This is a genomic window from Streptomyces sp. NBC_00207 (genome assembly GCF_045160965.1).
Taxonomy (GTDB): Bacteria; Actinomycetota; Actinomycetes; order Streptomycetales; family Streptomycetaceae; genus Streptomyces.
In genome coordinates this window covers 8,612,176-8,632,877 of record NZ_CP130715.1, presented here as the reverse complement: position 1 = coordinate 8,632,877, position 20,702 = coordinate 8,612,176, and the positions used below count along the sequence as shown (strand labels likewise).

At 73.3% G+C, this 20,702-nt stretch carries 21 protein-coding genes; 8 read left to right on the top strand and 13 right to left on the bottom strand.

Annotation, left to right across the window (positions count from 1 at the left end):
- Nucleotides 1-18 precede the first annotated feature (18 nt).
- The 5 genes from OG472_RS39830 to OG472_RS39810 all read right to left on the bottom strand — a co-directional run bounded on the left by OG472_RS39830 (nucleotide 19) and on the right by OG472_RS39810 (nucleotide 6,478).
- On the bottom strand, nucleotides 19-1,437 hold the full coding sequence (locus tag OG472_RS39830) for a VWA domain-containing protein (RefSeq protein ID WP_405942848.1): 1,419 nt from the start codon (nucleotides 1,435-1,437) through the stop codon (nucleotides 19-21).
- A gap of 30 nt (nucleotides 1,438-1,467) precedes the next feature.
- Nucleotides 1,468-4,911, bottom strand: coding sequence for an endo-alpha-N-acetylgalactosaminidase family protein (locus OG472_RS39825; RefSeq protein WP_405942847.1), 3,444 nt, complete (start codon nucleotides 4,909-4,911; stop codon nucleotides 1,468-1,470).
- Nucleotides 4,912-5,075: 164 nt separating this feature from the next.
- The gene (locus OG472_RS39820; protein WP_361766478.1) at nucleotides 5,076-5,450 is read right to left on the bottom strand and encodes a YbjQ family protein; all 375 of its coding nucleotides are present in this window, start codon (nucleotides 5,448-5,450) and stop codon (nucleotides 5,076-5,078) included.
- Between the two features lie 52 nt (nucleotides 5,451-5,502).
- A complete protein-coding gene (locus OG472_RS39815) occupies nucleotides 5,503-6,168 on the bottom strand; it encodes a response regulator (protein WP_383577784.1) in 666 nt (221 codons plus the stop codon).
- Nucleotides 6,143-6,478 carry a hypothetical protein gene (locus tag OG472_RS39810; RefSeq protein ID WP_405942846.1) on the bottom strand — a complete coding sequence of 112 codons (336 nt, stop codon included), beginning with the start codon at nucleotides 6,476-6,478 and terminating at the stop codon, nucleotides 6,143-6,145. Before OG472_RS39810 ends, OG472_RS39815 begins: the two co-directional genes overlap by 26 nt.
- Nucleotides 6,479-6,836: 358 nt before the next feature.
- On the opposite strand from OG472_RS39810, the gene OG472_RS39805 reads away from it, so the two are divergent.
- Complete coding sequence (locus OG472_RS39805) at nucleotides 6,837-7,277, top strand: SH3 domain-containing protein (protein ID WP_401610692.1); 441 nt, start codon at nucleotides 6,837-6,839, stop codon at nucleotides 7,275-7,277.
- 7 nt (nucleotides 7,278-7,284) lie between these two features.
- On the opposite strand, the gene OG472_RS39800 is transcribed toward OG472_RS39805, so the two are convergent.
- The 5 genes from OG472_RS39800 to OG472_RS39780 all read right to left on the bottom strand — a co-directional run bounded on the left by OG472_RS39800 (nucleotide 7,285) and on the right by OG472_RS39780 (nucleotide 12,283).
- On the bottom strand, nucleotides 7,285-7,638 hold the full coding sequence (locus OG472_RS39800) for an NTP pyrophosphohydrolase (protein ID WP_401610690.1): 354 nt from the start codon (nucleotides 7,636-7,638) through the stop codon (nucleotides 7,285-7,287).
- 2 nt (nucleotides 7,639-7,640) lie between these two features.
- Nucleotides 7,641-9,971: an RNA ligase gene (locus OG472_RS39795; protein ID WP_401610688.1), complete on the bottom strand. Its 2,331-nt coding sequence runs from the start codon at nucleotides 9,969-9,971 to the stop codon at nucleotides 7,641-7,643.
- A gap of 57 nt (nucleotides 9,972-10,028) precedes the next feature.
- Nucleotides 10,029-10,715 carry an epimerase gene (locus tag OG472_RS39790; protein WP_401610686.1) on the bottom strand — a complete coding sequence of 229 codons (687 nt, stop codon included), beginning with the start codon at nucleotides 10,713-10,715 and terminating at the stop codon, nucleotides 10,029-10,031.
- 19 nt (nucleotides 10,716-10,734) lie between these two features.
- Nucleotides 10,735-11,169, bottom strand: coding sequence for a VOC family protein (locus OG472_RS39785; protein ID WP_401610684.1), 435 nt, complete (start codon nucleotides 11,167-11,169; stop codon nucleotides 10,735-10,737).
- A 133-nt stretch (nucleotides 11,170-11,302) separates the two neighbouring features.
- A complete protein-coding gene (locus tag OG472_RS39780) occupies nucleotides 11,303-12,283 on the bottom strand; it encodes a hypothetical protein (protein ID WP_405834047.1) in 981 nt (326 codons plus the stop codon).
- Between the two features lie 511 nt (nucleotides 12,284-12,794).
- Here OG472_RS39780 and OG472_RS39775 point away from each other — a divergent pair.
- A complete protein-coding gene (locus OG472_RS39775) occupies nucleotides 12,795-13,250 on the top strand; it encodes a DoxX family protein (RefSeq protein ID WP_405942845.1) in 456 nt (151 codons plus the stop codon).
- A gap of 60 nt (nucleotides 13,251-13,310) precedes the next feature.
- On the opposite strand, the gene OG472_RS39770 is transcribed toward OG472_RS39775, so the two are convergent.
- The gene (locus OG472_RS39770; protein WP_401610679.1) at nucleotides 13,311-14,021 is read right to left on the bottom strand and encodes a response regulator; all 711 of its coding nucleotides are present in this window, start codon (nucleotides 14,019-14,021) and stop codon (nucleotides 13,311-13,313) included.
- Nucleotides 14,018-15,277, bottom strand: a complete 1,260-nt coding sequence (locus OG472_RS39765) for a sensor histidine kinase (RefSeq protein WP_405942844.1) — start codon at nucleotides 15,275-15,277, stop codon at nucleotides 14,018-14,020. Before OG472_RS39765 ends, OG472_RS39770 begins: the two co-directional genes overlap by 4 nt.
- A 132-nt stretch (nucleotides 15,278-15,409) precedes the next feature.
- On the opposite strand from OG472_RS39765, the gene OG472_RS39760 reads away from it, so the two are divergent.
- Genes OG472_RS39760 through OG472_RS39750 form a run of 3 tightly spaced genes read left to right on the top strand, consistent with a single transcriptional unit; the run spans nucleotide 15,410 to nucleotide 17,752 of the window.
- On the top strand, nucleotides 15,410-16,357 hold the full coding sequence (locus tag OG472_RS39760) for an ABC transporter ATP-binding protein (protein WP_405942843.1): 948 nt from the start codon (nucleotides 15,410-15,412) through the stop codon (nucleotides 16,355-16,357).
- A gap of 4 nt (nucleotides 16,358-16,361) precedes the next feature.
- A complete protein-coding gene (locus tag OG472_RS39755; RefSeq protein WP_405942842.1) occupies nucleotides 16,362-16,937 on the top strand; it encodes a YdeI family protein in 576 nt (191 codons plus the stop codon).
- Entirely contained in the window at nucleotides 16,934-17,752 is an 819-nt protein-coding gene (locus tag OG472_RS39750) for a DUF1963 domain-containing protein (protein ID WP_405942841.1), read from the top strand. Before OG472_RS39755 ends, OG472_RS39750 begins: the two co-directional genes overlap by 4 nt.
- An 84-nt stretch (nucleotides 17,753-17,836) precedes the next feature.
- Here OG472_RS39750 and OG472_RS39745 read toward each other — a convergent pair whose 3' ends face one another.
- Complete coding sequence (locus tag OG472_RS39745) at nucleotides 17,837-18,241, bottom strand: DUF5997 family protein (RefSeq protein ID WP_383578064.1); 405 nt, start codon at nucleotides 18,239-18,241, stop codon at nucleotides 17,837-17,839.
- A 58-nt stretch (nucleotides 18,242-18,299) separates the two neighbouring features.
- Here OG472_RS39745 and OG472_RS39740 point away from each other — a divergent pair, with 58 nt between their 5' ends.
- The 3 genes from OG472_RS39740 to OG472_RS39730 all read left to right on the top strand — a co-directional run bounded on the left by OG472_RS39740 (nucleotide 18,300) and on the right by OG472_RS39730 (nucleotide 20,702).
- Complete coding sequence (locus OG472_RS39740; RefSeq protein ID WP_405834037.1) at nucleotides 18,300-19,085, top strand: LysR substrate-binding domain-containing protein; 786 nt, start codon at nucleotides 18,300-18,302, stop codon at nucleotides 19,083-19,085.
- Between the two features lie 86 nt (nucleotides 19,086-19,171).
- The gene (locus OG472_RS39735; RefSeq protein ID WP_405834035.1) at nucleotides 19,172-20,299 is read left to right on the top strand and encodes a PP2C family protein-serine/threonine phosphatase; all 1,128 of its coding nucleotides are present in this window, start codon (nucleotides 19,172-19,174) and stop codon (nucleotides 20,297-20,299) included.
- A gap of 31 nt (nucleotides 20,300-20,330) precedes the next feature.
- Entirely contained in the window at nucleotides 20,331-20,702 is a 372-nt protein-coding gene (locus OG472_RS39730; RefSeq protein WP_401610669.1) for a VOC family protein, read from the top strand.

Sequence of the window (20,702 nt, the reverse complement as noted above, 5' to 3'; positions counted from 1 at the left end):
CCTGCAGGCCGCGGGCCGTCAGCGCAGGATGCCGGCCGCGCGGGCGGCACGCACCCAGGACGGGAACTCCGACAGCAGCCGGTCGTACAGCTCCGGGTCGGAGAGCCGCTCGATGTCGTCGACCGCGAAGAAGCCGACGTTGTCGACCCGCCGTCCGGGCAGGGTGTCGAAGTACTCCAGGACCCCGTACTGGGCCCGGCCCAGGCCGATGAACTGCCAGAACAGCGGCTCCTCGACGGCCTCCCGCAGCTCCCGCTCGATCTCGGCGTTGCGGTACACGCCGCCGTCGGAGAAGAAGAGCACCAGCGTCGGGGCGGGCACCGGGTGGTCCCGTACGAAGGCACGCACCTGCGCGATGACCTTCTGCTCCTCGTTGCCGATGCCGACCGCGCGCATGTCGATCTGGCCGGGGACCAGGCCCTTGGGCGGCTTCCGGCGCCCGAACAGCCCGATCTGGCCGACGCGTACGTGCAGGCGCAGCCATGCGGGCAGCTCGCCGATCTCCAGGTCCGGCAGGCGGGCCGGGTTCGTCGCGAAGGTCCAGGCCTGCATCTGCCCGTCGTCGTCGAGCTGTGCGGCGACGGCGGCCATCCGCTCGGCGACGCCCGCGACGGTGCCGCGGGTGTAGTGGCCCGCCATCGAACCGGAGGCGTCGAGGACGAGGACGACGCGGGCGGTCAGGGTCGCGACGCCCTGTTTGCGCAGGCTGACCGCGACCTGCTGCTTGCGCAGGGAGAGGAGTTCGCGGACGGCGGGCGGGAGTTGTTCCTCGCCCTTGGCCATCCGTACCGTCGGGACCGACGGGGGTTCCGGCTCGGCCGGGGCCGGGTCGGGCCAGACGACCGGCGGAGGGACCGCCGGGGAGGGAACCACCGGGGCGGCGGGCCGCGGGACAGCGGGCTGCGGGGCGGCGGGCCGCGGCTCCTCGTCCACGGTGATGCCGAAGTCCCGTGCCAGCCCGGCCAGGCCGCTCGCGTACCCCTGGCCGACGGCCCGGAACTTCCAGACGCCCGCCCGCCGGTAAAGCTCTCCGCTCAGGAAGGCCGTCTCCGGGCCGGCCTCCATGTCGAAGCGGGCCAGCTCGGCCGCGGACACCGCGTCCAGCAGCCGCAGGTGCAGCCCGGGGACCTGGCCGAAAGTGCCGCCGTCGGCGGACGCGCACAGCACGACGCGCTCGATGCCGGCCTCCAGCATTCCCAGATCGACCCCGATGGTGTCGGTGCCGGACTGTTTGCCGAGGTGCCGCACGGCTCCGGATGCGTGGCGCGGCTGGTTGTAGAAGACGAAGTCGTCGTCGGAGCGGACCCGTCCGGCCGCCGTCAGCAGCAGTGCGGACGCGTCCACGTCCGGCACGCCCGGCCCGGCCGACCAGCAGAGCACGGCCCGCACGGAGGCGGCTCCGACGGGCAGGTTGGCGCCTTTGTGCAATGTCGTCACGGCACCCAGTCTGCCTGCCGGCGCCCGCTTCTACGGCCGGTATCCGATGTTGAGTTCCGCGATCGAGGTCCACGGGTTTCCGGCCACCTCGCTGGTGGCCCTGAGCCTGACGTAGCGGGCGGTGCGCGCCGTGAAGGTGACGTCCTGCCGGGCCGTCGTGTCCGGGAAGGTCCCGGCGGCCGCGGCCGTCCCCCAGGTGGTCCCGTCGGTGGAGGTGAACACCTGGTAGCCGGCGACGCGTCCGTTGCCCTGCGACTGCCGGGGCAGGTAGTGCAGGGTGCAGACGTCGTAGGCGGCGCCGAGGTCGAGGGTGATCTCGTGCGGCATGGGTGCGGTGGCGGCGTACCACTGGGTGTGCCAGATCGTCGCGGCGTCCCCGTCGAGGACGTTGGCGGCGGCGCCGTTCTCACCGGCGGTCTCCTGGCTGTCGACCGCCTTGACGCTCATCTGACTTTGCGGGACGAGGATTTCACCGCCGCCGGCCGGTCCGAGGTCGTCCACGGTCAGGTCGTCGAGGATCAGGTCGGCCTCGTTGTGGGAGTCCTCGGGGGTGGCCTTCCGTACCCCGATCCAGGCGTCGGCGCCGGCGGTGAAGGTCCGGGTGAAGGTGGTGGGCGTACGGGCCTGGTCGAGGGCGGTGGCGGTCTCGGTGGTCCCGGATCCCGTGACGAACCGGTAGTCGCCGCTGAAGCCGCTCTCGTAGGAGAAGGACACCTTGTACGAGCGCCCCGGGGTCAGCCGAAGGGTCTGCGGGAGGGTGCGGTAGACGAGCCCGGTCCGCTCCTCGTGCGACTTGAGGGAGTTCTGCCCGCCGATCACGTCGTCGACCGGTTTTCCGTTCCATCCGGCCTGCGTGTACGGGGCGTTGCGCTGGGCGATGTGCGTGCGCGGGTCGGTGGCGGAACCGCCCGCTCCGCCGAAGGCGAAGGGGCCCCAGCCGGCGTCGGCGTTCTCGAAGTCCTCGGCGAAGAAGTGGCCGCCGAGCGGGGAGCGGGCGGAGGGGACCACGCGTACGTCGTCCAGGTGGACGGCGCCGGTGCCCGGTCCGGCGGCCGCGGACAGCTCGAGGGTGGCGGTGGACTGCCCGGCGGGGACGTCGAAGAGCACCTTCATGCGCTGCATCTTCGTGCCGTTCTTCTCGCTGCCGCCGAGGCTGTTGGTCAGCGGTGAGGAGTCGGCGTACACGGAGGCTGCGGCCCCGCCGGCCGGGGTGACGGTGAGGGTGGCGGCCCGGCCGGCGGGGGTGGAGACCCAGACCGAGGCGGCGTAGGTGCCGGGGGCGAGCCCGGTGAGCTGCTGGGAGACGGCCGGGGTGGTGCCGGGGGCGAAGGTGAGCTCGCTCTGGCCCTGGGCGTTGCGGGCGACGGCGGCGCCGCTCCCGGTGACGGTCCAGGCGTTCAGGTCGCCCGCGTAGAAGGAAGGGTCCCTGACCGGGGTGCCCTCGCCCCACTTCGGGTCGGCCTGGGCGGGCGCGGCGCCGTCGGTGACCACGTAGGCGGTGCGGGCGGCGGCGTCGATGGTGATCCGGCCCTGGCTCACGGCGAGGTCGCCGACCGGTTGGCGTCCGGTGTCGGTGAGCCGGTACAGCCTGGGGGCGGTCCAGCCGGCGGGCAGGGTCCAGGTGGTGGAGCCCGCCTTGTCGTTCCAGTGGTAGAGCTTGCCGTCGCGGGGCAGCAGGTAGGCGTCCCCGGACAGGACGGTGCGGCCGGCCGTGGTGATCCGGCGCTTGTTGCCGGTGGTGGTGACGGTGGTGCCGTTGGCGAGGGTGACCGTGTCGGCGGTCCACTTCACGACCGGGGACTCCTGGAGGTACTTGGTCGGCAGGTTGACCGCGAAGGTGGTGTTGAGGAAGGCGGTGAAGTCCTTCTTGCCCTGCCAGCCCTCGTAGGCGGTCACCTCGGCGCCGCCGAGGAGCGGGTCGCGGGCGATCCAGTCGTCCTTGGCGTGGTTGGCGATGAACCGGGCGATGGTGGAGTTGACGCCCTTCAGGTCGCTGCCGCCGTAGTCGACGTCGGCCGCCCAGTGGTGCCAGAGGGACTGTTCGGTGAGGGTGTGGGGGAACTCCGTCGCCAGTTGGAGGCCGAGCCCGGAGATGTCGCGCTGGAGCCTGCGGGAGACGTAGCCGTCGCCGTACCAGACGTCCACGTAGAGGAAGTCGAGTCCGGGAGCGGCGGCCTTGAGGTCCTGCAGGCGCTTCAGCCGCCCGCCGGACTGGCCGTCCTTCCTCGTGTCCACGTAGTAGGACTGGTCGAGCCAGTCCCAGCCGAGTCCGCCGCTCTGGCGAGCCGGGTCGAAGGTGGCCGAGACCGGGTACTCCTCGGTGGCGTTGATGTGCACGCCGAAGTCGGCGTTGTAGGCGTGACCGGCGGTGGTGAGGGCGTTCAGGCCGGCGGCGCCGCCCAGTCTGGAGCCGATGTTCTTGTAGTCCATGTGCGCGGAGTCGTGGCCTTCGGAGGCGTATCCCTTGAGGAGCACGAACTGCCCGAGGCCGTCCGTGGCCAGGCCGACCCGCTTGGTCTCGTCGAGGGTCTGCGCGAAGGGGTGGGTGGCCTGGGAGGCGAAGTTGAAGGGGATCCGCTGCACGACCCGGTCGGCGGTGTCCTGCCAGCCGGTGGGCGGGCTCCAGATGTCCCGGTAGGCGACGGCGGCGTCCTGCCAGTCCACGACGGAGTCCGCGTTGCGGTCGGCGGTGACGGCGATACGGGCGTACGGGAGCGGCTCGGTGTCGGTGTCGGCCGCGCCCGCGGGACGGTGGAGCCAGGCGCCGCTCCACAGTCCGGCGCGGCGGTAGCCTCCCTTGTCGGTGACCCGCTTGCTGATCCGGCCGTTCTCCCGGGCCGTGGTGCCGGAGGGCGTGTCGTAGAGGGAGTTGGAGTCGATGGCGGCGGCCAGTCTGCCCGTGTTGACCATTCCGTACATCACGGTGGTCGCGGCGGCGTCGACGGGCGTGCTCGCGGTGACGGGGGTGAAGGCGTCCCCGGTGCCGGTGGTGGCGGTGTGCATGGTGGCCGTGGAGAGCGCGGCGCCCGGCTGGTCGCTGCGGACGCTGACGAGGTGGTGGTCGGGGATCGCGAGGCTGCGTACGCGCAGGACGGCGGTGTCCTCGATCGCGGTGACCTTGAACTCCGCGGTGGAACCGGCCACCGAGATGCGGGCCCTGATGGTGACGCCGGAGAAGGTGAGCGCGTAGTCGACGGCGGAGGCGGACGGGACCGAGGTCACGGCCGGTGTGTAGGTGGTCCCGTTCACCACGACGGCGCTCAGCGGGTCCTCGTTGCCGTGCAGCACGTCCCCGGTGGCGCGCCGGGTGTAGCCGATGATCCGGGGGAAGCCGCTGTCCACGCTGACGGACAGCTCGGGCGAGGTGATCGTCACGGGTGCGGCCGCCACGGCGGGGGCGGCGGGCGCGGCCACGAACAGGGTGGCGACCAGGCCGGCCACCGCGGCTGCGGCCGGCCACTGGGGGGTGTGCATCGGACCTCCGGGAGTCGGCGCTTCCTGGACGGAAGACCGCTCGGCACGCAGCCCCGGGCGGTCCGCTCACTGATCCGACAGCTTGCGGGCCGGGGCCGGGGCAGGCCCATGGACAAAGCGGAGCGCCGTCCTGGACTTCACTGCGCGTGGAGTGTCCGGAGGGGTCAGGTGGATGCGGGGACCAGGACCACGGCCGTCCCGTAGGCGCACACCTCGGTCCCGACGTCGGCGGCGTCGGTGACGTCGAAGCGCATCATCAGCACGGCGTTCGCGCCGCGCGCCTTCGCCTGCTCGATGAGCCGCTCCATGGCCTGGTTGCGGGTCTGCACCAGGGTCTTGGTCAGGCCCTTCAGCTCGCCGCCGATCATCGACTTCAGGCCCGCGCCGATCTGGCTGCCCAGGTGGCGGGAGCGCACGGTGAGGCCGAAGACCTCGCCGATGACCCGCTCGACCCGGTAGCCGGGGACGTCGTTGGTCGTGACGACGAGTACGCCGGTCTCTTGTGCCCCGGCCCCGCCGCCGTAGTCTTCGATACCCATGGCACCCACTCTCGCCCGGGCCGCCACCGCCCGCATCCGGGGAGCCGCGCGGTCAGGGCATTCGGGCGGCGAGGCCGAACTCGTGGGCCACGACGACGGCCTGGGCGCGGCTGTTCAGCGCCAGCTTGCTCATGCAGCGGTGCACGTGCGTCTTGACGGTGGCCGGGCTGAGGACGAGCCGTACGGCGATCTGGGCGTTGGACAGTCCGGCGCCGACCAGGGCGAGCACCTCGTGCTCGCGCGGGGTCAGGGTGTCCAGGCCGGGGTGCGGGGCGCGGGCGGTCGGGGCGGCGTAGGCGTCGATCAGTCCGCGCAGGGCCCGGGGGCTGAACAGCATCTCGCCGGCGTGCACGGTGGAGATGGCGGCGAGCAGCCGCTCGGGCGGGGTGTCCTTGACGAGGAAGCCGCTGGCGCCCACCCGCAGCGCGCGGAAGACGTGCTCGTCGGAGTCGAAGGTGGTCAGGACGAGTACCTTGGGCCCGCCGTCCGCGGGGTCCTCCCGGCCGGCCAGGATCCGCTCGGTGGCGGCGATCCCGTCGGTGCCGGGCATCCGGATGTCCATGAGGACGACGTCGGGCCGGGTCTCGGCGGCGAGCCGGACCGCCTCCTCGCCGTCGCAGGCCTCGCCGACGACCTCGTAGCCCGGTGCTGCGGTCAGCAGCGCGGTCAGTCCGGACCGGATCAGGAACTGGTCATCGACGACGAGCACGGACGGCATGGGCGTGACCCCCTCCCGGTCGCGGCGCGCGGACCCGCGGGCCGATCTCGAAGCCGCCCTCGGGGGCGGGGACGGCGGTCGCCGTGCCGTGGTGGATCGTCGCCCGTTCGCGCAAGTCGATCAACCCCTGACCGGCGGTCTTCCGGGTGGCGGCACCGGCGTGTCCGCCGTGCGCGCCGGAGTACCACGGGAATGCGGCCCGGGCCGGAACCTCGCGCGGGCGCGGCGAGCCGACGGCGTGCACGATCGCGCCGGCGGCCGGAAGCCCGCCCCGGATCCGGACCGCGGCCGGGTGTCTGACGAAGTGCACAGCAACCCCCCTTGTGTACAACCCTGGTTGTATAGCGTCGACACCCCATGGGGTAGGCCGGTCTCAACCCGTGGATGGGCGCGGCCGGGTGCGGTCCGCGCGTAGATTCGGCTCCGCCGGTTCACCGGCCGGCACCGGCCCTGTCCCCCCGGGGCCCCGCTGCGCGGCCGTGCCCGTTCGGGGGCGGGCACGGCCGCCGCGCAGCAACGGGACAGATTGGTCATATCGGGCTAAAGCTCGGTGAGCCACCGGGGCTAGGGCTCCCGTCCTCGTCATAGTCGTCCCTGGCAACCGCCTGGTTGCCGCCACCGCGCCGCGCGACGCGGCCGGGCGGACGTCTTCGTAGAGGAGCCGGCTCATGCTGAAGCCCACCAGAACCATCCTCGCTCTCGCCGCCGGAAGCCTGGTTCTCGGTCTGGCCGGAGCGGGCGCCGCCGTCGCGGACGACGGTGACAACCGGCCGCCGCGTGAGATCGTCGTCGGTGACGGCCAGCCCGGCACCTACCCGGAGTACAAGCACGCCATCGGCAAGGTCGTCTCCAAGGGCCCGCTGAAGGTCCGCAGCAAGCCGACCACCCACTCGAAGTCCCTCGGCCACGTGTACCCGCACGGCAAGGTCGAGATCAAGTGCAAGGCGTACGGCGAGAAGGTCGACGGGAACCGCATCTGGTACCGCCTGTACGACCACGAGGACCTGGCGAACAGCACCGACAGCGCCGGCCGCGCCGCGTACGAGAAGGAGCGCTGGGTCTCCGCGCGCTACGTCAAGAACCTCTCCGAGGTGAAGTACTGCCGCTGACCCCGGGTCAGTCCGCCGGGCGTACGGTACGGGGCCCCACGCACTCCACTCCGTACGCCCGGACCCGCTCGCGCAGTTCCCGGTCCGCCGTGACCACGACGCAGCCGCGGTCCGCATGGGCCGCGGCCAGTTCCACGATCCGGTCGTCACCGCTCCCGGGGGCCGCGTCCACGCGTACCCCGGGAACGGACTCGACACCCCGGGCGGCGCCTTCGACGACGAGGATGATCTCCTCGTCGCCGCCCCGCCCGGCCAGCCGGTCGCGCAGCCGCTCGGCCGCGCCCCGACGGTCCCGCCACCAGCCGTCGGGCACGGAACCGACGACGTTCGCGCCGTCCACGATCAGCACGCCCGGCGCCACGGTCAGAAGTCCCCGTAGTTGACCTGCCAGGTGGGCAGGCCCATCCGGCGCCAGACCGCGACCACACGGTCCCGGTCGTCGAGCGACATCCGCACCGCGTAGCGGTGGCGCACGTGCGCGTCGAAGAGCTCCGCCTTCACCACGTCGTCGCGGCGCGTGTCACCGGCCGCCCGCATCCACAGCTCGTCGTACGGCACGTCGTGCCGCCGCAGCCAGGACTCGGTCTGCGGGCGGTGCTCCTCACTGCGCCCCGACAGCAGCACGATGGTGTCGCCGTCGGCCCGCTTGAAGGCGTCCAGCGCGTGCCGGACCGACTCGTTGAGCAGGTCGAGCTCGCAGCGGGAGAAGTCGTACGGCCCGCGGTCGCCCGTCAGCGCGAGGGTGCCGTCGATGTCGCACAGCACCGCGGCCGGCAGCGCCGGATCGGGGACGTACGCGGTCACTGGCGGCACGGCCGCCGCGCCGGACGTCCCGTTCATCCACTCCGCCGTGAGCCGCCAGCCGCCCTTGCGGGCCTTCTCGTGCTTCTCGGCCAGGATCCGGATGATCTCCTCGCCCACCTGCCGTTCGCGCGCCGCGTCGCGGCGCAGGCACTCCTCCAGCGGGACGTCGGTGAAGTCGTGCACGACGAAGGTCGCGAGCCCGCCGACGGCCGCCTTGAGCCGCTTCGGGATGTGCTTCGTCAGGTGCGTGTTGTCGACGACCACGTCGAAGCCGCCGTCCACGGCCGCGCGGACCGCCGCGTCCTGGACCTCCAGCACGGTCTGCTCGTGCGCGAAGGACCGGCTCCGCGTCGGGTCCGGAAGGTCGAGCATCGCCCGGAGGTCGTCGAGGTTGACCCGGCGCATCCGGCCGCCGGAGCGTGCCTGGAGGGCACGGGCCGCGGTCGTCTTGCCGGAGGCCGGCAGTCCCGTCATGACGTGCACGACGGGCAGCGCGGCCTCCTCGGCCCCGCCCTCGGCCTCCTGCGGACCCGCCTCCCGCGCGATGTCGTTCTGCACGGCGGGCTGCCGGACCGCGGGCTGCCGGACGGCCGGGGCCGGTTGCGCCGGACGGGCCGCTGCCGGTGCGGCGGCGCGCGGCGCGGCCCCGGGCGAGGGCCGGCGCGTTCCCTGCGGCTCCTCCCGGCCCTCCTCGTCGGTGGTGTACGAGTCGGCCACCTCCGGCCGTACGTGGCGCCAGGTGGTGAGCTCGGTCGACCGGCCGTCGAGCCGCATGAACATCGCCGGGCGGACCTCCCGGTCCGGCAGTTCCTTGACGGCGCGGGCGAAGGCGCCCCGGTCGGCGGCCAGGTGCACGAGGCTCGCGTAGGCCTGGTCGACGGCGCGCTCGTGCGCCGCGGCCCGCGCCTCCAGGCGGGTGATCACCTCGCGCACCCAGGCGTCGAACTCGTCGGGCACCTGCTGCAGCAGCGCGTCCAGCGGCTTGCCGCCCGAGGCCTCGACCTCGGCGACGGTGCAGTTGAGGCCCTGCGCGAGCCGGCCCGCGGGCAGGCCGGCGAACCGCTGGATGCCGTGGCTGCGCCAGATGTCCCGCTCGTTGACCCCGGTGAGCACCCCGTGGAGGCGCACGTACTCGGACAGCTTGGCCTTGGCGCGCACGCCGGAGGCGAAGCGCAGGACGAAGCCCTCGGCGTCGGTGCCGGTGGCCGCGGCGCCGCCGGGCATGGTGTTGGACTCGGTCAGCGCCATCAGCTCATCGAGGGGCATGGCGGGCCACACCTTGACGACGGATCCGATGCCCTCCCAGTGGGGCGCGGCCTCGGCGAGCGGGACCTCTGTGCCGTCCGCGCCGAAGGCGGCGAGGAGGACGAGGTCGCGGCGGTCGCCGTAGTTCACGACGATGCGGTTCTGCGGGTAGAGGATCTCCGCGAGGTACGTGACGCCCGGGCGCAGCGCGGAGGTGTCCTTGCCGTCGAGGCGCCGCTGGGCCCAGGTCGCCTGGGAGCTGATGAAGGAACCCTTGGAGGCGACCCGCCAGCGGCCCGCGTAGTGGAAGACCACGGCGAGGCTGCCGTCGACCTTGTCGTACACCTCGAACGGCTCGTCCGGGAGGGCGGGCGCGTAGGGCATGCCCGCCTCGTGCTCGCCGACGTTGAAGAACTTCGGCAGCGGCAGGGCGACGATCGCGCCGGTGGTGTCGTCGGCGACGAGTCCGCGGCAGCGCGTGGTGACCTGGTCCCAGACGCGCTCGTACTGCGCCGTCCGTGTGTAGGTGTAGATGGACAGCGGCAGTTCGGGGTGCGACTTGCGGGTCACGTACCCGGCGTCGATCGAGGCCGCCAGCGCCTGGGCGGGCAGCAGGTCATGCAGAGTCAGGGTCTCCTGGCTCATGGGTTCCTCCCGGATTGAGATGGCTCATTCTCACCTGCGGGAGGGTGTGCCCGGTACTCAGTTTCGCCTGGTCGGGGAAGCGCCCAGGCGGTTGATGTCGGCGGGGCGCAGGATGTGGCCGGGCACCCGGGTGCCGGGCGTGGCGACGGCGATCATGGCACGGCCGAAGGTGTCGGAGGTGATGACGAGGTTCGGCGCGAACCGGCGGACCAGCGGGATCAGCGGCGCTGTGATCGCGTACACGGTGCGGTTGAGCCGGCTCTTGGAGGGCACTCCGCGCACCGGCTGGACGATGCCGGGGCGGAACATGTAGGCGCGGAAGGGCAGTTCCAACAGGTCGTTCTCGGTCTTCCCCTTGACCCGGGCCCACATGAGCCGGCCGCGCTCGGTGCTGTCCGTGCCTTCGCCGGAAACGAAGACGAAGGTCAGCCCGGGGTTGGCGGCGGCCAGCGGCCGGGCCACGGCGAGTGTCAGGTCGTGGGTGACGCGCCGGTACTCCTCCTCTTTCATGCCGACCGAGGAGACCCCGAGGCAGAAGAAGCAGGCGTCGTACGCGGCCGGGTCGACCTCTGCGGCGGACAGGTCGGACGGGTCCGCCTGGACGCGTTCGCGCAGTTTGGGGTGGCTCACGCCGAGCGGGGTGCGTCCGATGACCAGGACGCTCTCGACGGAGTCGTCACGCAGGCATTCGCGCAGGACGCCCCGGCCGAGCATGCCGGTCGCGCCGAAGAGGATGACGTTCACGGAGGCAGCCTAGGCCGCGCTAGTGCGAGACGCAGAGCTCGTTGCCCTCGGGGTCGGCGAGTGTCGTCCAGGTGCTGGGGCCCTGGCTGCCTTCGTGGAGGTGCCGGGCGCCCTTGGCGATGAGGCGTTCGACCACGGCCCGCGGGTCGTCGGCGCCGGTGCGGACGTCGAGGTGGACCCGGTTCTTGACCGTCTTGGGCTCGGGAACGAACTGGAAGAGGATGCGGGGGGCGCGCTGCAGGCCCTCCGGGTGGCGGATGCCCGTGCCCGACTTCCAGACGAGGGTGCCGTGGTGGGTGGTGGTGTCCGCCTCGGTCGCCTGCCCCGCTTCCACCATGCTGCGGATGAACTTCTCGTCGCTGGGCTCCACTTCCCAGCCGAGGGCGTCCGCCCACCAGTCGGCGAGGGTGTGCGGATGGGCCGAGTCGATGGTCACCTGGAACGTGTATGCCATGCCGGGACCCTACTGACGGCCTCCCGCTGCCGCCAGCTGTTGACGCCGGCGAGCCCTCCTTCACGGTTCATCGTGTTGTCCGCGACCGCCGAGGTGCGTTCCATCTCGTACGCGGGCAGGAGGTGGGACGTCGTCATCCGGCCTTGGTCCCGGTGCCGGGCGGGCGCCGGGGACCGAGGCGGGCCTTGACGTGGGAGGCGACCAGCGCGGCGAAGGTCAGCAGCCAGGCGCCCACGGCGATCCACAGCAGGACCTCGCCCAGCGGGAGCAGCCAGGCGACGCCGGCCGGGCCGGCCACGGAGAGACAGGCCACGGCGGTCATGCCGAGCGGGAACACGGTGGCCCAGCGCCGGATGTCGTAGCACGGCCGCGGGTGGCGCAGTTCGGCGGCGAGGAGGACGACGTACCAGAGGAGGGACAGGGCGAGCACGGCCAGTGTGACGTTGCGCAGGACCTCGTGCGCCGTTCCCGTCCATACGGGCGACGCCGTGAGCTTGGATCCGGCCAGGGCGGAGATGGACAGCGCCCCGCCCGCGACCCAGTGGTCGCCCGCGCCGCCCACCACCTCGCGGAGGTCGAAGCGCAGGAAGGCCGCCGCGTAGAGCACCAGCCCGAGGCAGAAGGCGGCCAACGCCGCCCAGGCCAGCCAGTCGTGGCCGCCGGCGGCGGCCACGACCGTCGCGAGGACGGCCAGGCCCTGGGTGGCCACGCAGACGAGGAACGCCGCCCCCGGCATCCGCCGCCCCCAGCGCCGTACGACGTTCAGCAGCAGCCCGGGCCAGAGCGCCGCGGAGAGCGCGAGCAGGGCGGCCGCCACGGTCTGCCATCCGAGCATGGAGAGCCGGGTGCCGATGACCGTGGTGGCGGCGACAGCCGTCAGCGCGGCCGGGGTGTCGGCCTCGGCGCGGAACCGGCCGCGGTCGCCCACCAGCCGGGCCGTGAAGTCGGCGGCGAGCACGAGCCACAGGGCAGCGGCGAGGGCGAGGGCGACCAGCGAGGCCGCCTCGTACCCGGTCAGGTGCAGGCCGACGGAGATGATGCCGGCCGCCATGACGGCGGCTCCCGCAGCGGGCGGGAGTCCGGTCCACCAGCCGCGGCCGGGAGGGATGCTCACCCCTCCAGCGGACCGCACCGCTGCACGCGGCGCCAGCAGGCGGGGCCGACCGGCGGGCCACGCCCTCCGGGCGGCCCAAACGATCTGCACGGAAGATCAACGGAGCCTGCACACGATGCACATGCGGGGGCGCGGGCCGGACCTAGGCTCGGGGGGAGACGAGGACCTGCCGGTCCGTCACAGGGGAACGGACCGGCAGGTCCCGATCGCCACCCCTGCCCTGCCCGGCTCCCGGCGGCCCCTCGCCGGGTTGCCGCCCGGCCCGCCTGGCGCCCGGCTCCCCGCTCGGTCGGCCCGCGACGCCGTGTTCCGCCGGCTGCCGCCGAGGAGGGGAACCCCGCGCGCGCCGCCGGTGCCGCCTTCCGCCCGCGGGGTAGCGTCGGATCCCCTCGGCCGGTGGCCGTAACTCGCGCTTGCCAGGCCAGTTAGGCTTACCTAACCTTTGGCTTGCTCCGCTTGAGCATCTCGGCACGACTTCGGGACCCGTCCCCAACCGAAGGAGCCTCCCCCCATGAACACACGTCTCCAGCACGCCCAGCCCTATGCCGTCGGCCTGTTCCGGATCGTCACGGGGCTGCTGTTCGCCTCCCACGGCGCCGCCTCCCTCTTCGGCGTCCTCGGCGGCGCCCACGGCGGCGGCACGGTCGCCGCCGGCACCTGGCCGGGGTGGTACGCCGCCGCCATCCAGCTGGTCGCCGGCGTCCTGGTCCTGCTGGGCCTCGGCACCCGGTCGGCCGCCTTCGTCGCCTCCGGCTCGATGGCGTACGCCTACTTCACCGTGCACCAGCCCGGTGCGCTCTGGCCGCTGCAGAACGGCGGCGAGGCCTCCGCGATGTTCTGCTGGGCCTTCCTCCTGCTGGTCTTCACCGGCCCCGGCGCCCTCGCCGCGGACGGGCTGTTCGCCTCGCGCCCGACCGCGTCCGCCGGGCGCCGGGACGAGGCCCGCACGGAGACCGTGACCGCCTGAGGAATCGTTTCCCCGTCAGCTGTCCCGCCCAGCCCCGCCCTGCTCCGGCGCCCGGGCCCCTCATCGGGGCGGTGCGACCAGTCCCATCTCGTAGGCCGTGATGACGAGTTGGACCCGGTCCCGGGCGCCGAGCTTGGTGAACAGGCGCGATACGTGGGATTTGGCCGTGGCGGCCGAGATGAACAGCTCCTCGGCTATCTCCCCGTTCGAACGGCCCCGCCCGACCAGGGTGAGGACCTCCCGCTCCCGCTCGGTGATACCGGCGACGGACCTCAGGGCCGGCTCCGCCGCCGGGGGCCCAGGCCGTCCGACGAAGTCCGCGATCAGCCGGCGCGTCACGCCCGGCGCGATCAGGGCGTCTCCGGCGGCGACGATCCTGATCGCCGCGAGGATCTCCTCCAGGGCCATGTCCTTCACGGCGAACCCGCTCGCGCCGGCGCGCAGCGCCCCGTAGACGTGGTCGTCCTCGTCGAAGGTGGTCAGGACGAGGATCCTGACGCCCTCGGTCGCCCCGGGGCCACCGCTTTCCCCGTTCCCTCCGGTGATCAGCCGGGTGGCCTCGATCCCGTCCATCCCCGGCATCCGGATGTCCATCACGACCACGTCGGGGCGCAGTTCCGCTGCGAGGCGGACCGCCTCCGCACCCGTACCGGCCTCGCCGACGACCTCCAGGTCGGCGGTGTCCGCGATCAGTACGCGCAGGCCGGAGCGGACCAGCGGCTGGTCGTCCACGAGCAGTACGCGCACCGGCGGCGCGGGAACCCCGCTCACCGGGCCTCTCCTCCGCCTTCGGCCACGGCTGCCGCCGCGGTGACCGCCAGTGGCAGCGGCAGCACCGCCTCGACCCGGAATCCGCCGGTGGCACGCGGCCCGGCGGTGAACCGGCCGTGCAGCAGGCTGACCCGCTCGCGCATCCCGGTGATGCCGAATCCCGTGCTCCCGATGCCGTCGGGCGTCCCGCGCCCGTCGTCGGCGACCTCCACGGTCAGCTCCTGTTCCCCGTATCCGATGGTGACCCGGCAGTGCCCGGTGCCCGCGTGGCGGACCACGTTGGTCAGCGCCTCCTGCACGATGCGGTAGGCCGACAGGTCGATGTCGGGCGGGAGTTGGCGCTCCTCCCCCTCCCGCAGTACGTCCACCAGCACCCCGGCGGCGGCGGTCGTGGCCACGAGGGCGCCGAGGTCCGCCAGTCCGGGGGCGGGGCCGAGGGGCGCCTGCCCGTGGAGGGCGTCCGGCTGCGCCTGGCGCAGTGCCACCAGCGTACGGCGAAGGCCCGACAGGGTTTCCCGGCTGGTGGCCTCGATGGCCTGCAGGGCGGCGCGGGCCTCCGCCGGCTGCGTCTCGATGACCCGGCTGCCCACACCGGCCTGGATGGCGATCACGCCGACGCTGTGGGCGACCATGTCGTGCAACTCGCGGGCGATGCGCAGCCGTTCCGCGGTCACCGCCTCGGAGACCTCCTTCGACCGCAGTTCCACCGTGTGCTCCCGGCGCTCGCGGAACCGCAGGCCGGTCATGTAGACGGCGCCCAGGGACAGTGAGGCGATCAGACCGGTGCTCATCATGTCGTAGGGCCCGACCGACAGCAGTCCGACGGCCGGGAGCTCGACGACGACCACCATGGCGGTGGCGATGAGCGCGTGCCGCCGCGAGCGCGTGGCGACGATGAATCCGAGCGCGAGGTCCGAGGCCATGAACACCAGGAACCGGCCCGGGGTGTGGTCCCGGCTGGCCGCGGCGACGAGCATGCCCCCGAGGAGGGTCAAGGCGAGCGCCACCAGGGGCCGGCGGCGCAGGAGTCCGAAGAGCGGGGTCACGGCGAGCAGCAGCACCGCCCCGAGGAGCGGCCCGGCCGCGTACGGGACGCCGCCGATCAGCAGGCCCGGGATGAGGAGGTAGAGGACGGCTCCGCCCCACGCCGCGCCGGCCGACGGCGGTGTCGGCGCGGAGCCGTCGGAGCCCTCCACACGCCGGCCCGCGCTCTCGGCGCGCTTCCTGCTCTTCGCATTGCTGGGTGGGGTGTTCATGCCGCGACGGTAACCAGCGGGCCCATGTGGGGACATCGGCCCCCGGGCTTACACCCCGGGGTGGTGGCTCCCTCCGCGCTTGCCGCCGGCGGCCCGATGTCCTCGGGCCGGATCTCCCGGCAGGGTGGCCGCGTGATCGAGGTCAAGGAACTCACCAAGATGCACGGCGGCCGCGCCGCCGTCGACCGGCTGTCCCTCACGGCCGTGCCGGGGACGGTCACGGCGGTCCTCGGCCCCGCCGGGGCCGGCAAGACCAGCGCGCTGCGTCTGATGCTGGGGCTGGACTCCCCCACCGCGGGCACGGTCGCCGTGGGCGGCGTCCCGCTGCGCGGCCGCCCGCGCAGCCCGCACCAGGTCGGGGCCCTGCCCGAGGCGGCCGCGCTGCCCGGCCGGCGCACCGCGAGGGCCTTCCTGCGGGCGCTGGCCCGCGCCCACGGCATCGGGTCCGGCCGGGTGGCCGAAGTCCTCGCGGAGACGGGCCTGGCGCAGGAGCCGCGGCGGCGCGTGGCAACGTACTCCCCCGCGATGCGGCAGCGGCTGCGGATCGCCGCCGCCCTGCTCGGGGATCCGCCCGTGCTGCTCCTGGACGAGCCACTGGCCGGGCTGGACGCCGAGGGGGTGCGGTGGGCCCGCCGGCTCCTTCACACCCTGGCCGCGCAGGGCCGTACGGTCGCGATCACCGGCGAGCATGCGGCGGAGGCGGCGGACACCGCCGACCGGATCGTCGTCCTCGGGCGGGGCCGGGTGGTCGCGGCGCAGTCCGCGGACGAGTTCGCCGCGCGGGGCGCCGCGGCCTGGGTCGTGGTGGGCACGGCGTGCGGCGCCGAGCTGGCCGCCGTGCTGGCGGCCGAGGGCGCCACGGTCGTCCGGGCCGGCCTGTCGGGGCCCGGGCGGCTCGCCGTGGCCGGCATGACGGCGGAGCGCGTCGGCGCGCTCGCCACCGAGCACGGGATCGTGGTTCTCGAACTCGACACCCGCAAGCCCTCGTTGGAGGAGGTGCTGCACGAGCTCGCGGCCGGCGCCCGGGGGTACGGTCGCCCCGGTGAGGACGGTCACGGGCCGGGCCGGGAGTTAGCCTGAGCGCATGGAGGAAATGGGCGGGGTGGAGATCGTCGGCTTCGCGGACGCCGCGGCGTTCGAGGGGTGGCTCGCCGAGCACCACACGCGCCACGAGGGCGTGTGGATCAAGGTGGCCAAGAAGAAGTCCGGCATCCCGTCGGTCACCGACGACGAGTTGGTCGACATCGGGCTGTGCTACGGCTGGATCTCCGGCCAGCGGCGCGCCCTCGACGAGCTGTACTACCTGCAGAAGTACGTGCCGCGCCGACCCAAGAGCCTGTGGTCGCAGGTGAACGTGGACAAAGTGGCGGCGCTGACGGCCGCGGGGCGGATGCGCGAACCCGGGCTCGCCGAGGTGCGCAGGGCGCAGGCGGACGGACGGTGGGCGAGCGCCTACGAGTCGCAGAAGACGGCGGCGGTACCGCCGGATCTCGACGCGGCCCTCGACGCGCACCCCGGGGCCCGGAAGGCGTTCGAGGCGCTCGACAGGACCGGGCGCTACCAGCTGATCCTGCCCCTGCTCCAGGCCCTCACCCCGGAGAACAGGCGGGCCCGCCTCACCAGGGCCCTGCACACGCTGACGGCGGGCGGGGCCCCGTGACCCGCCGTACTCCTCCCCGCCCCGTGGACGTCGAGGGGCTCTTCCCTGAGGTCGCCCCGCTGCGGAGGCAGACGCTGCGGCTGCACCCCCGCGCGGGCAGCCCGACACCGCGGGACAGTTCGGTGGGCGGTCCGCTGTCGTGGCCCGACCACGAGGCCTGGCCCGTGTGTCCGGAGCACCACCGGTCGCCGATGGTGCCGGTGGTCCAGCTCCACGCCGCCGACGCGCGGGGGATCGTGCCGTTTCCCCCTGGATGCGACCTGCTCCAGGTGCTGTGGTGCCCGCGGGACCACGACGGCCGATGGGTCGTTCCCGAGGTGCACTGGCGGGACGCGGAGGCGGTCGGGAGGATCCGCGGGACACCGCCGCTGCCGGTCGGGAACCCGTACGGACATGTGCCGAAGCCGTGCGTCGTCCATCCGGAGCTGGTCACGGAGTACCCGAGCTGGGACCTCCCCTACGGGCTCTGGGACGCGCTGGAGCCGCGTTTCGAACAGGTGGAGGCCGAGACGGGGTGGGACTACCAGTACCACTTGTCCACCGCTCCGGGGACCAAGCTGGGCGGATATCCCGGCTGGAGCCAGGACCCGCAATGGCCTGACTGTTCGGGGTGCGGGAAGCCGATGGATCACCTGCTGACCGTGGCGAGCACCGAGGCGGACGCCGCGTCCCGGCTGACCTGGACTCCCGTCGAGGATCAGGGTGTCGCGTACGAGGGTCCCGGCCTGGTGCTGGGAGACCTGGGCGGGGTCTGCCTCTTCGAGTGCCGGACCTGCCCGGGCCGCCCGTACAGGGATCGCTTCGACTGCGCCTGAACGGAAGAGAGCCTGAACGGAAGAAAGGCGTCAGGCCTGGCCTCCCCGGGGGAGGCCAGGCCTGACGGAAACCGGAGCCGCGGGTCAGGAGTGCTGCTCGCGGGCCTTCTCGGCGCGCTCCGCGTTCTTCTCCTTGATGCGGACCGTTTCCTTGCGGACCTCGGCCTGGGTGGCGCGCTCGCGCTGGAGCCACTCGGGGGCTTCCTGCTTCAGCGCTTCGATCTGCTCCGTGGTGAGGGGCTCGGTGACCCCGCCGCGGGCGAGGCCGGCGATGGACACGCCGAGCTTGGCCGCCACCACCGGTCGGGGGTGCGGACCGTTGGCGCGCAGCTCCTTCAGCCACTGGGGCGGATCGGCCTGGAGCGCACTCAATTCGCTGCGCGAGACGACACCCTCCTGGAACTCGGCGGGGGTGGCCTCGAGGTACACGCCCAGCTTCTTCGCCGCGGTCGCGGGCTTCATCGTCTGGGTGTTCTGGTGCGACGTCATGGTGTCAAGAGTATCGAGCGTGTGCGCTACCTCCGACCACGACCGGTAACCTGGCGGGGTGACAGGCTCGGAAGTACCCCATTCGTTCCGGCTCGCTTATGTCCCCGGGGTGACACCCAGCAAGTGGGTGCGGATCTGGAACGAGCGGCTGCCCGACGTCCCGCTGACCCTTGTCGCGGTGTCCCCCGGCGAGGCGTTCGGCGTGCTGCGGGGCGGCGGCGCCGACGCGGGATTCGTCCGGCTGCCGGTCGACCGTACGGACCTCAGCGCGATCCCGCTCTACACCGAGACCACGGTGGTGGTCGTCCCCAAGGACCACCTGGTGGCGACGGCCGAAGAGGTGTCCACCGGGGATCTGGCCGACGAGATCGTGCTGCACCCCCTCGACGACACCCTCGTGTGGGAGCAGCTGCCGGGACGGCCCGCGATCGAGCGCCCCGCGACGACGGCGGACGCGATCGAGCTGGTGGCGGCCGGGGTGGGCGTACTGGTCGTCCCGCAGTCGCTGGCCCGTCTGCACCACCGCAAGGACCTCACCTACCGGCCGGTCTCGGACGCGCCCGAGTCGCGGGTCGCGCTGTCGTGGCCGCAGGAGGAGACCACCGATCTGGTGGAGGAGTTCATCGGGATCGTCCGCGGCCGGACCGTGAACAGCACGCGGGGGCGCCCCCCGACGCCGCCGCAGCCGAAGGCGAAGCGCAAGCGCCCCGAAGCGGGCTCCGGCTCCGGCGCCCAGCGGAAGACCGCCTCCGGGAAGCCGACGGGCAAGAACCCCCGTGGCGCGTCCGGCGGCGCCAAGGCGGGCAAGGGCGGCAAGAGCGGGAAGCCCCGCCGCCGGCCGTAGGACGGCCTGATCCGAACGACAGGCCCCGGGGTCCCCGACGGCCTGGCTTCGGGGACCGGGGTCGCCTCGCGGTGTATGCAGGTGGGATGGATCTCCGGCTGTCCCACCCGATTCACCACCGAGCCCGGCAGGTGAGCCACCTGCAGCTGGCGGTCCCGTTCGCGCTGATCGCCCTCGTGACGCTGGTCGACGTCCTCGCTCCGCCGGACGTCCACCTCGGGCCGTTCCTCGTCGCCGCACCCGCGGTGACGGCCTCGTTCGCGGGGCCCCGGATGACGGGCTTCGTGGGCCTGGTCGCCGTGCTGGCCCAGGTGGTGGTCGCGGCGACGCGCACCAGCCTGACCGATCTGAACCACACCTTCCAGATCATCGCGCTGGTCATGATCTCGGGGTTCGTGACCTTCTTCGCCCACCTGCGCGAGGTGCACGAGAAGGAGATGGTCCAGCTGCGCTCGGTGGCGGAGACCGCCCAGCAGGTGGTCCTGCGGCCGCTGCGCGACCGGATGGGGCCGCTGGGCGTGGCCTCCGTGTACCTCGCGGCGGCGGCCGAGGCCCGGATCGGCGGCGACCTGTACGCGGCCGCCCGTACGGCCACGGCGACGCGGCTGATCATCGGCGACGTCCGCGGCAAGGGGCTGGAGGCCGTCGGGGACGCCGCCCTCGTCCTGGGCGCCTTCCGTGCGGCCGCCCACCAGGAGGCCGAGCTGCCGGGCCTGGTGGACTACCTGGAGGCTGCGGTCTCCCCGGACCTGGACGGCTCGGAGGACGAGGGATCCGCCGGCGTCCCGGGCGACGGAGGCGAGAGCTTCGTGACCGCGGCCGTCCTGGAGGTCCCCGACGAGGACCCGGTGCTGCACCTGGTCAGCTGCGGCCATCCGCCGCCGCTGGTCCTGCGCCGCGCCGGCGGGGTCGTACGCCTGGAGGTGCCCCGCCCCGGGCCGCCCCTGGGGCTCGCCGGGCTCGTGGCCGCGCCCGTCGCGGCGCAGACCTTCGCCTTCGCGGCGGGTGACGTCCTGCTCCTCTACACGGACGGCGTCCTGGAGGCGCGTGACCGGGACGGGACCTTCTACCCCCTCGCGGAGCGCGTGGCCGCCTGCTCCGGCATGCACCCCCAGGCCCTGCTGGACCACCTGTGCCGGGACCTGCTCGCCCACGCGACCGGCAACACCCTCGGCGACGACGCCGCGATGGTGGCGATCGAACGGCTCGTCTAGACCCGGTTCCGGGGTTTGCCAGAATCGGATCATGCTGACCATCGGAACGATCGTCATGGGCGCCGCGGACGTGCGGCGGGCCGCGGAATTCTGGAGCCGGGCGCTGGGCTACGTCCCGCGCGACGGCGAGGTGGACGAGGGCTGGACCGTCCTCGTCCCCGCGGACGGCGGCGGGCCCGGCCTGGCGCTGGGCCGCAGCGTCACGCCCGTACAGGAGCGCCCGCGCGTCCACCTCGACCTGTACGTGGCCGACGCGGCGGAGCAGGAGGCGGAGGTGGCGCGCCTGGTGGCGCTGGGGGCCCGGCACGTGGACTGGGACTCCTATCCCGAGGACCCCGATTTCGTGGTGCTGGCCGATCCCGAGGGCAACCGCTTCTGCGTGATCGACACCTCCCACGGCTGA

Bases quoted from the DNA above. Each gene is read 5' to 3' on its own strand.
- OG472_RS39805 (WP_401610692.1), top strand. From the start codon at position 6,837: ATGCTGAAGCCCACCAGAACCATCCTCGCTCTCGCCGCCGGAAGCCTG.
- OG472_RS39745 (WP_383578064.1), bottom strand. From the start codon at position 18,241: ATGACGTCGCACCAGAACACCCAGACGATGAAGCCCGCGACCGCGGCG.
- OG472_RS39815 (WP_383577784.1), bottom strand. From the start codon at position 6,168: ATGCCGTCCGTGCTCGTCGTCGATGACCAGTTCCTGATCCGGTCCGGA.
- OG472_RS39755 (WP_405942842.1), top strand. From the start codon at position 16,362: ATGGAGGAAATGGGCGGGGTGGAGATCGTCGGCTTCGCGGACGCCGCG.
- OG472_RS39730 (WP_401610669.1), top strand. From the start codon at position 20,331: ATGCTGACCATCGGAACGATCGTCATGGGCGCCGCGGACGTGCGGCGG.
- OG472_RS39795 (WP_401610688.1), bottom strand. From the start codon at position 9,971: ATGAGCCAGGAGACCCTGACTCTGCATGACCTGCTGCCCGCCCAGGCG.
- OG472_RS39820 (WP_361766478.1), bottom strand. From the start codon at position 5,450: ATGGGTATCGAAGACTACGGCGGCGGGGCCGGGGCACAAGAGACCGGC.
- OG472_RS39785 (WP_401610684.1), bottom strand. From the start codon at position 11,169: ATGGCATACACGTTCCAGGTGACCATCGACTCGGCCCATCCGCACACC.
- OG472_RS39765 (WP_405942844.1), bottom strand. From the start codon at position 15,277: ATGAACACCCCACCCAGCAATGCGAAGAGCAGGAAGCGCGCCGAGAGC.
- OG472_RS39825 (WP_405942847.1), bottom strand. From the start codon at position 4,911: ATGCACACCCCCCAGTGGCCGGCCGCAGCCGCGGTGGCCGGCCTGGTC.
- OG472_RS39775 (WP_405942845.1), top strand. From the start codon at position 12,795: ATGAACACACGTCTCCAGCACGCCCAGCCCTATGCCGTCGGCCTGTTC.
- OG472_RS39735 (WP_405834035.1), top strand. From the start codon at position 19,172: ATGGATCTCCGGCTGTCCCACCCGATTCACCACCGAGCCCGGCAGGTG.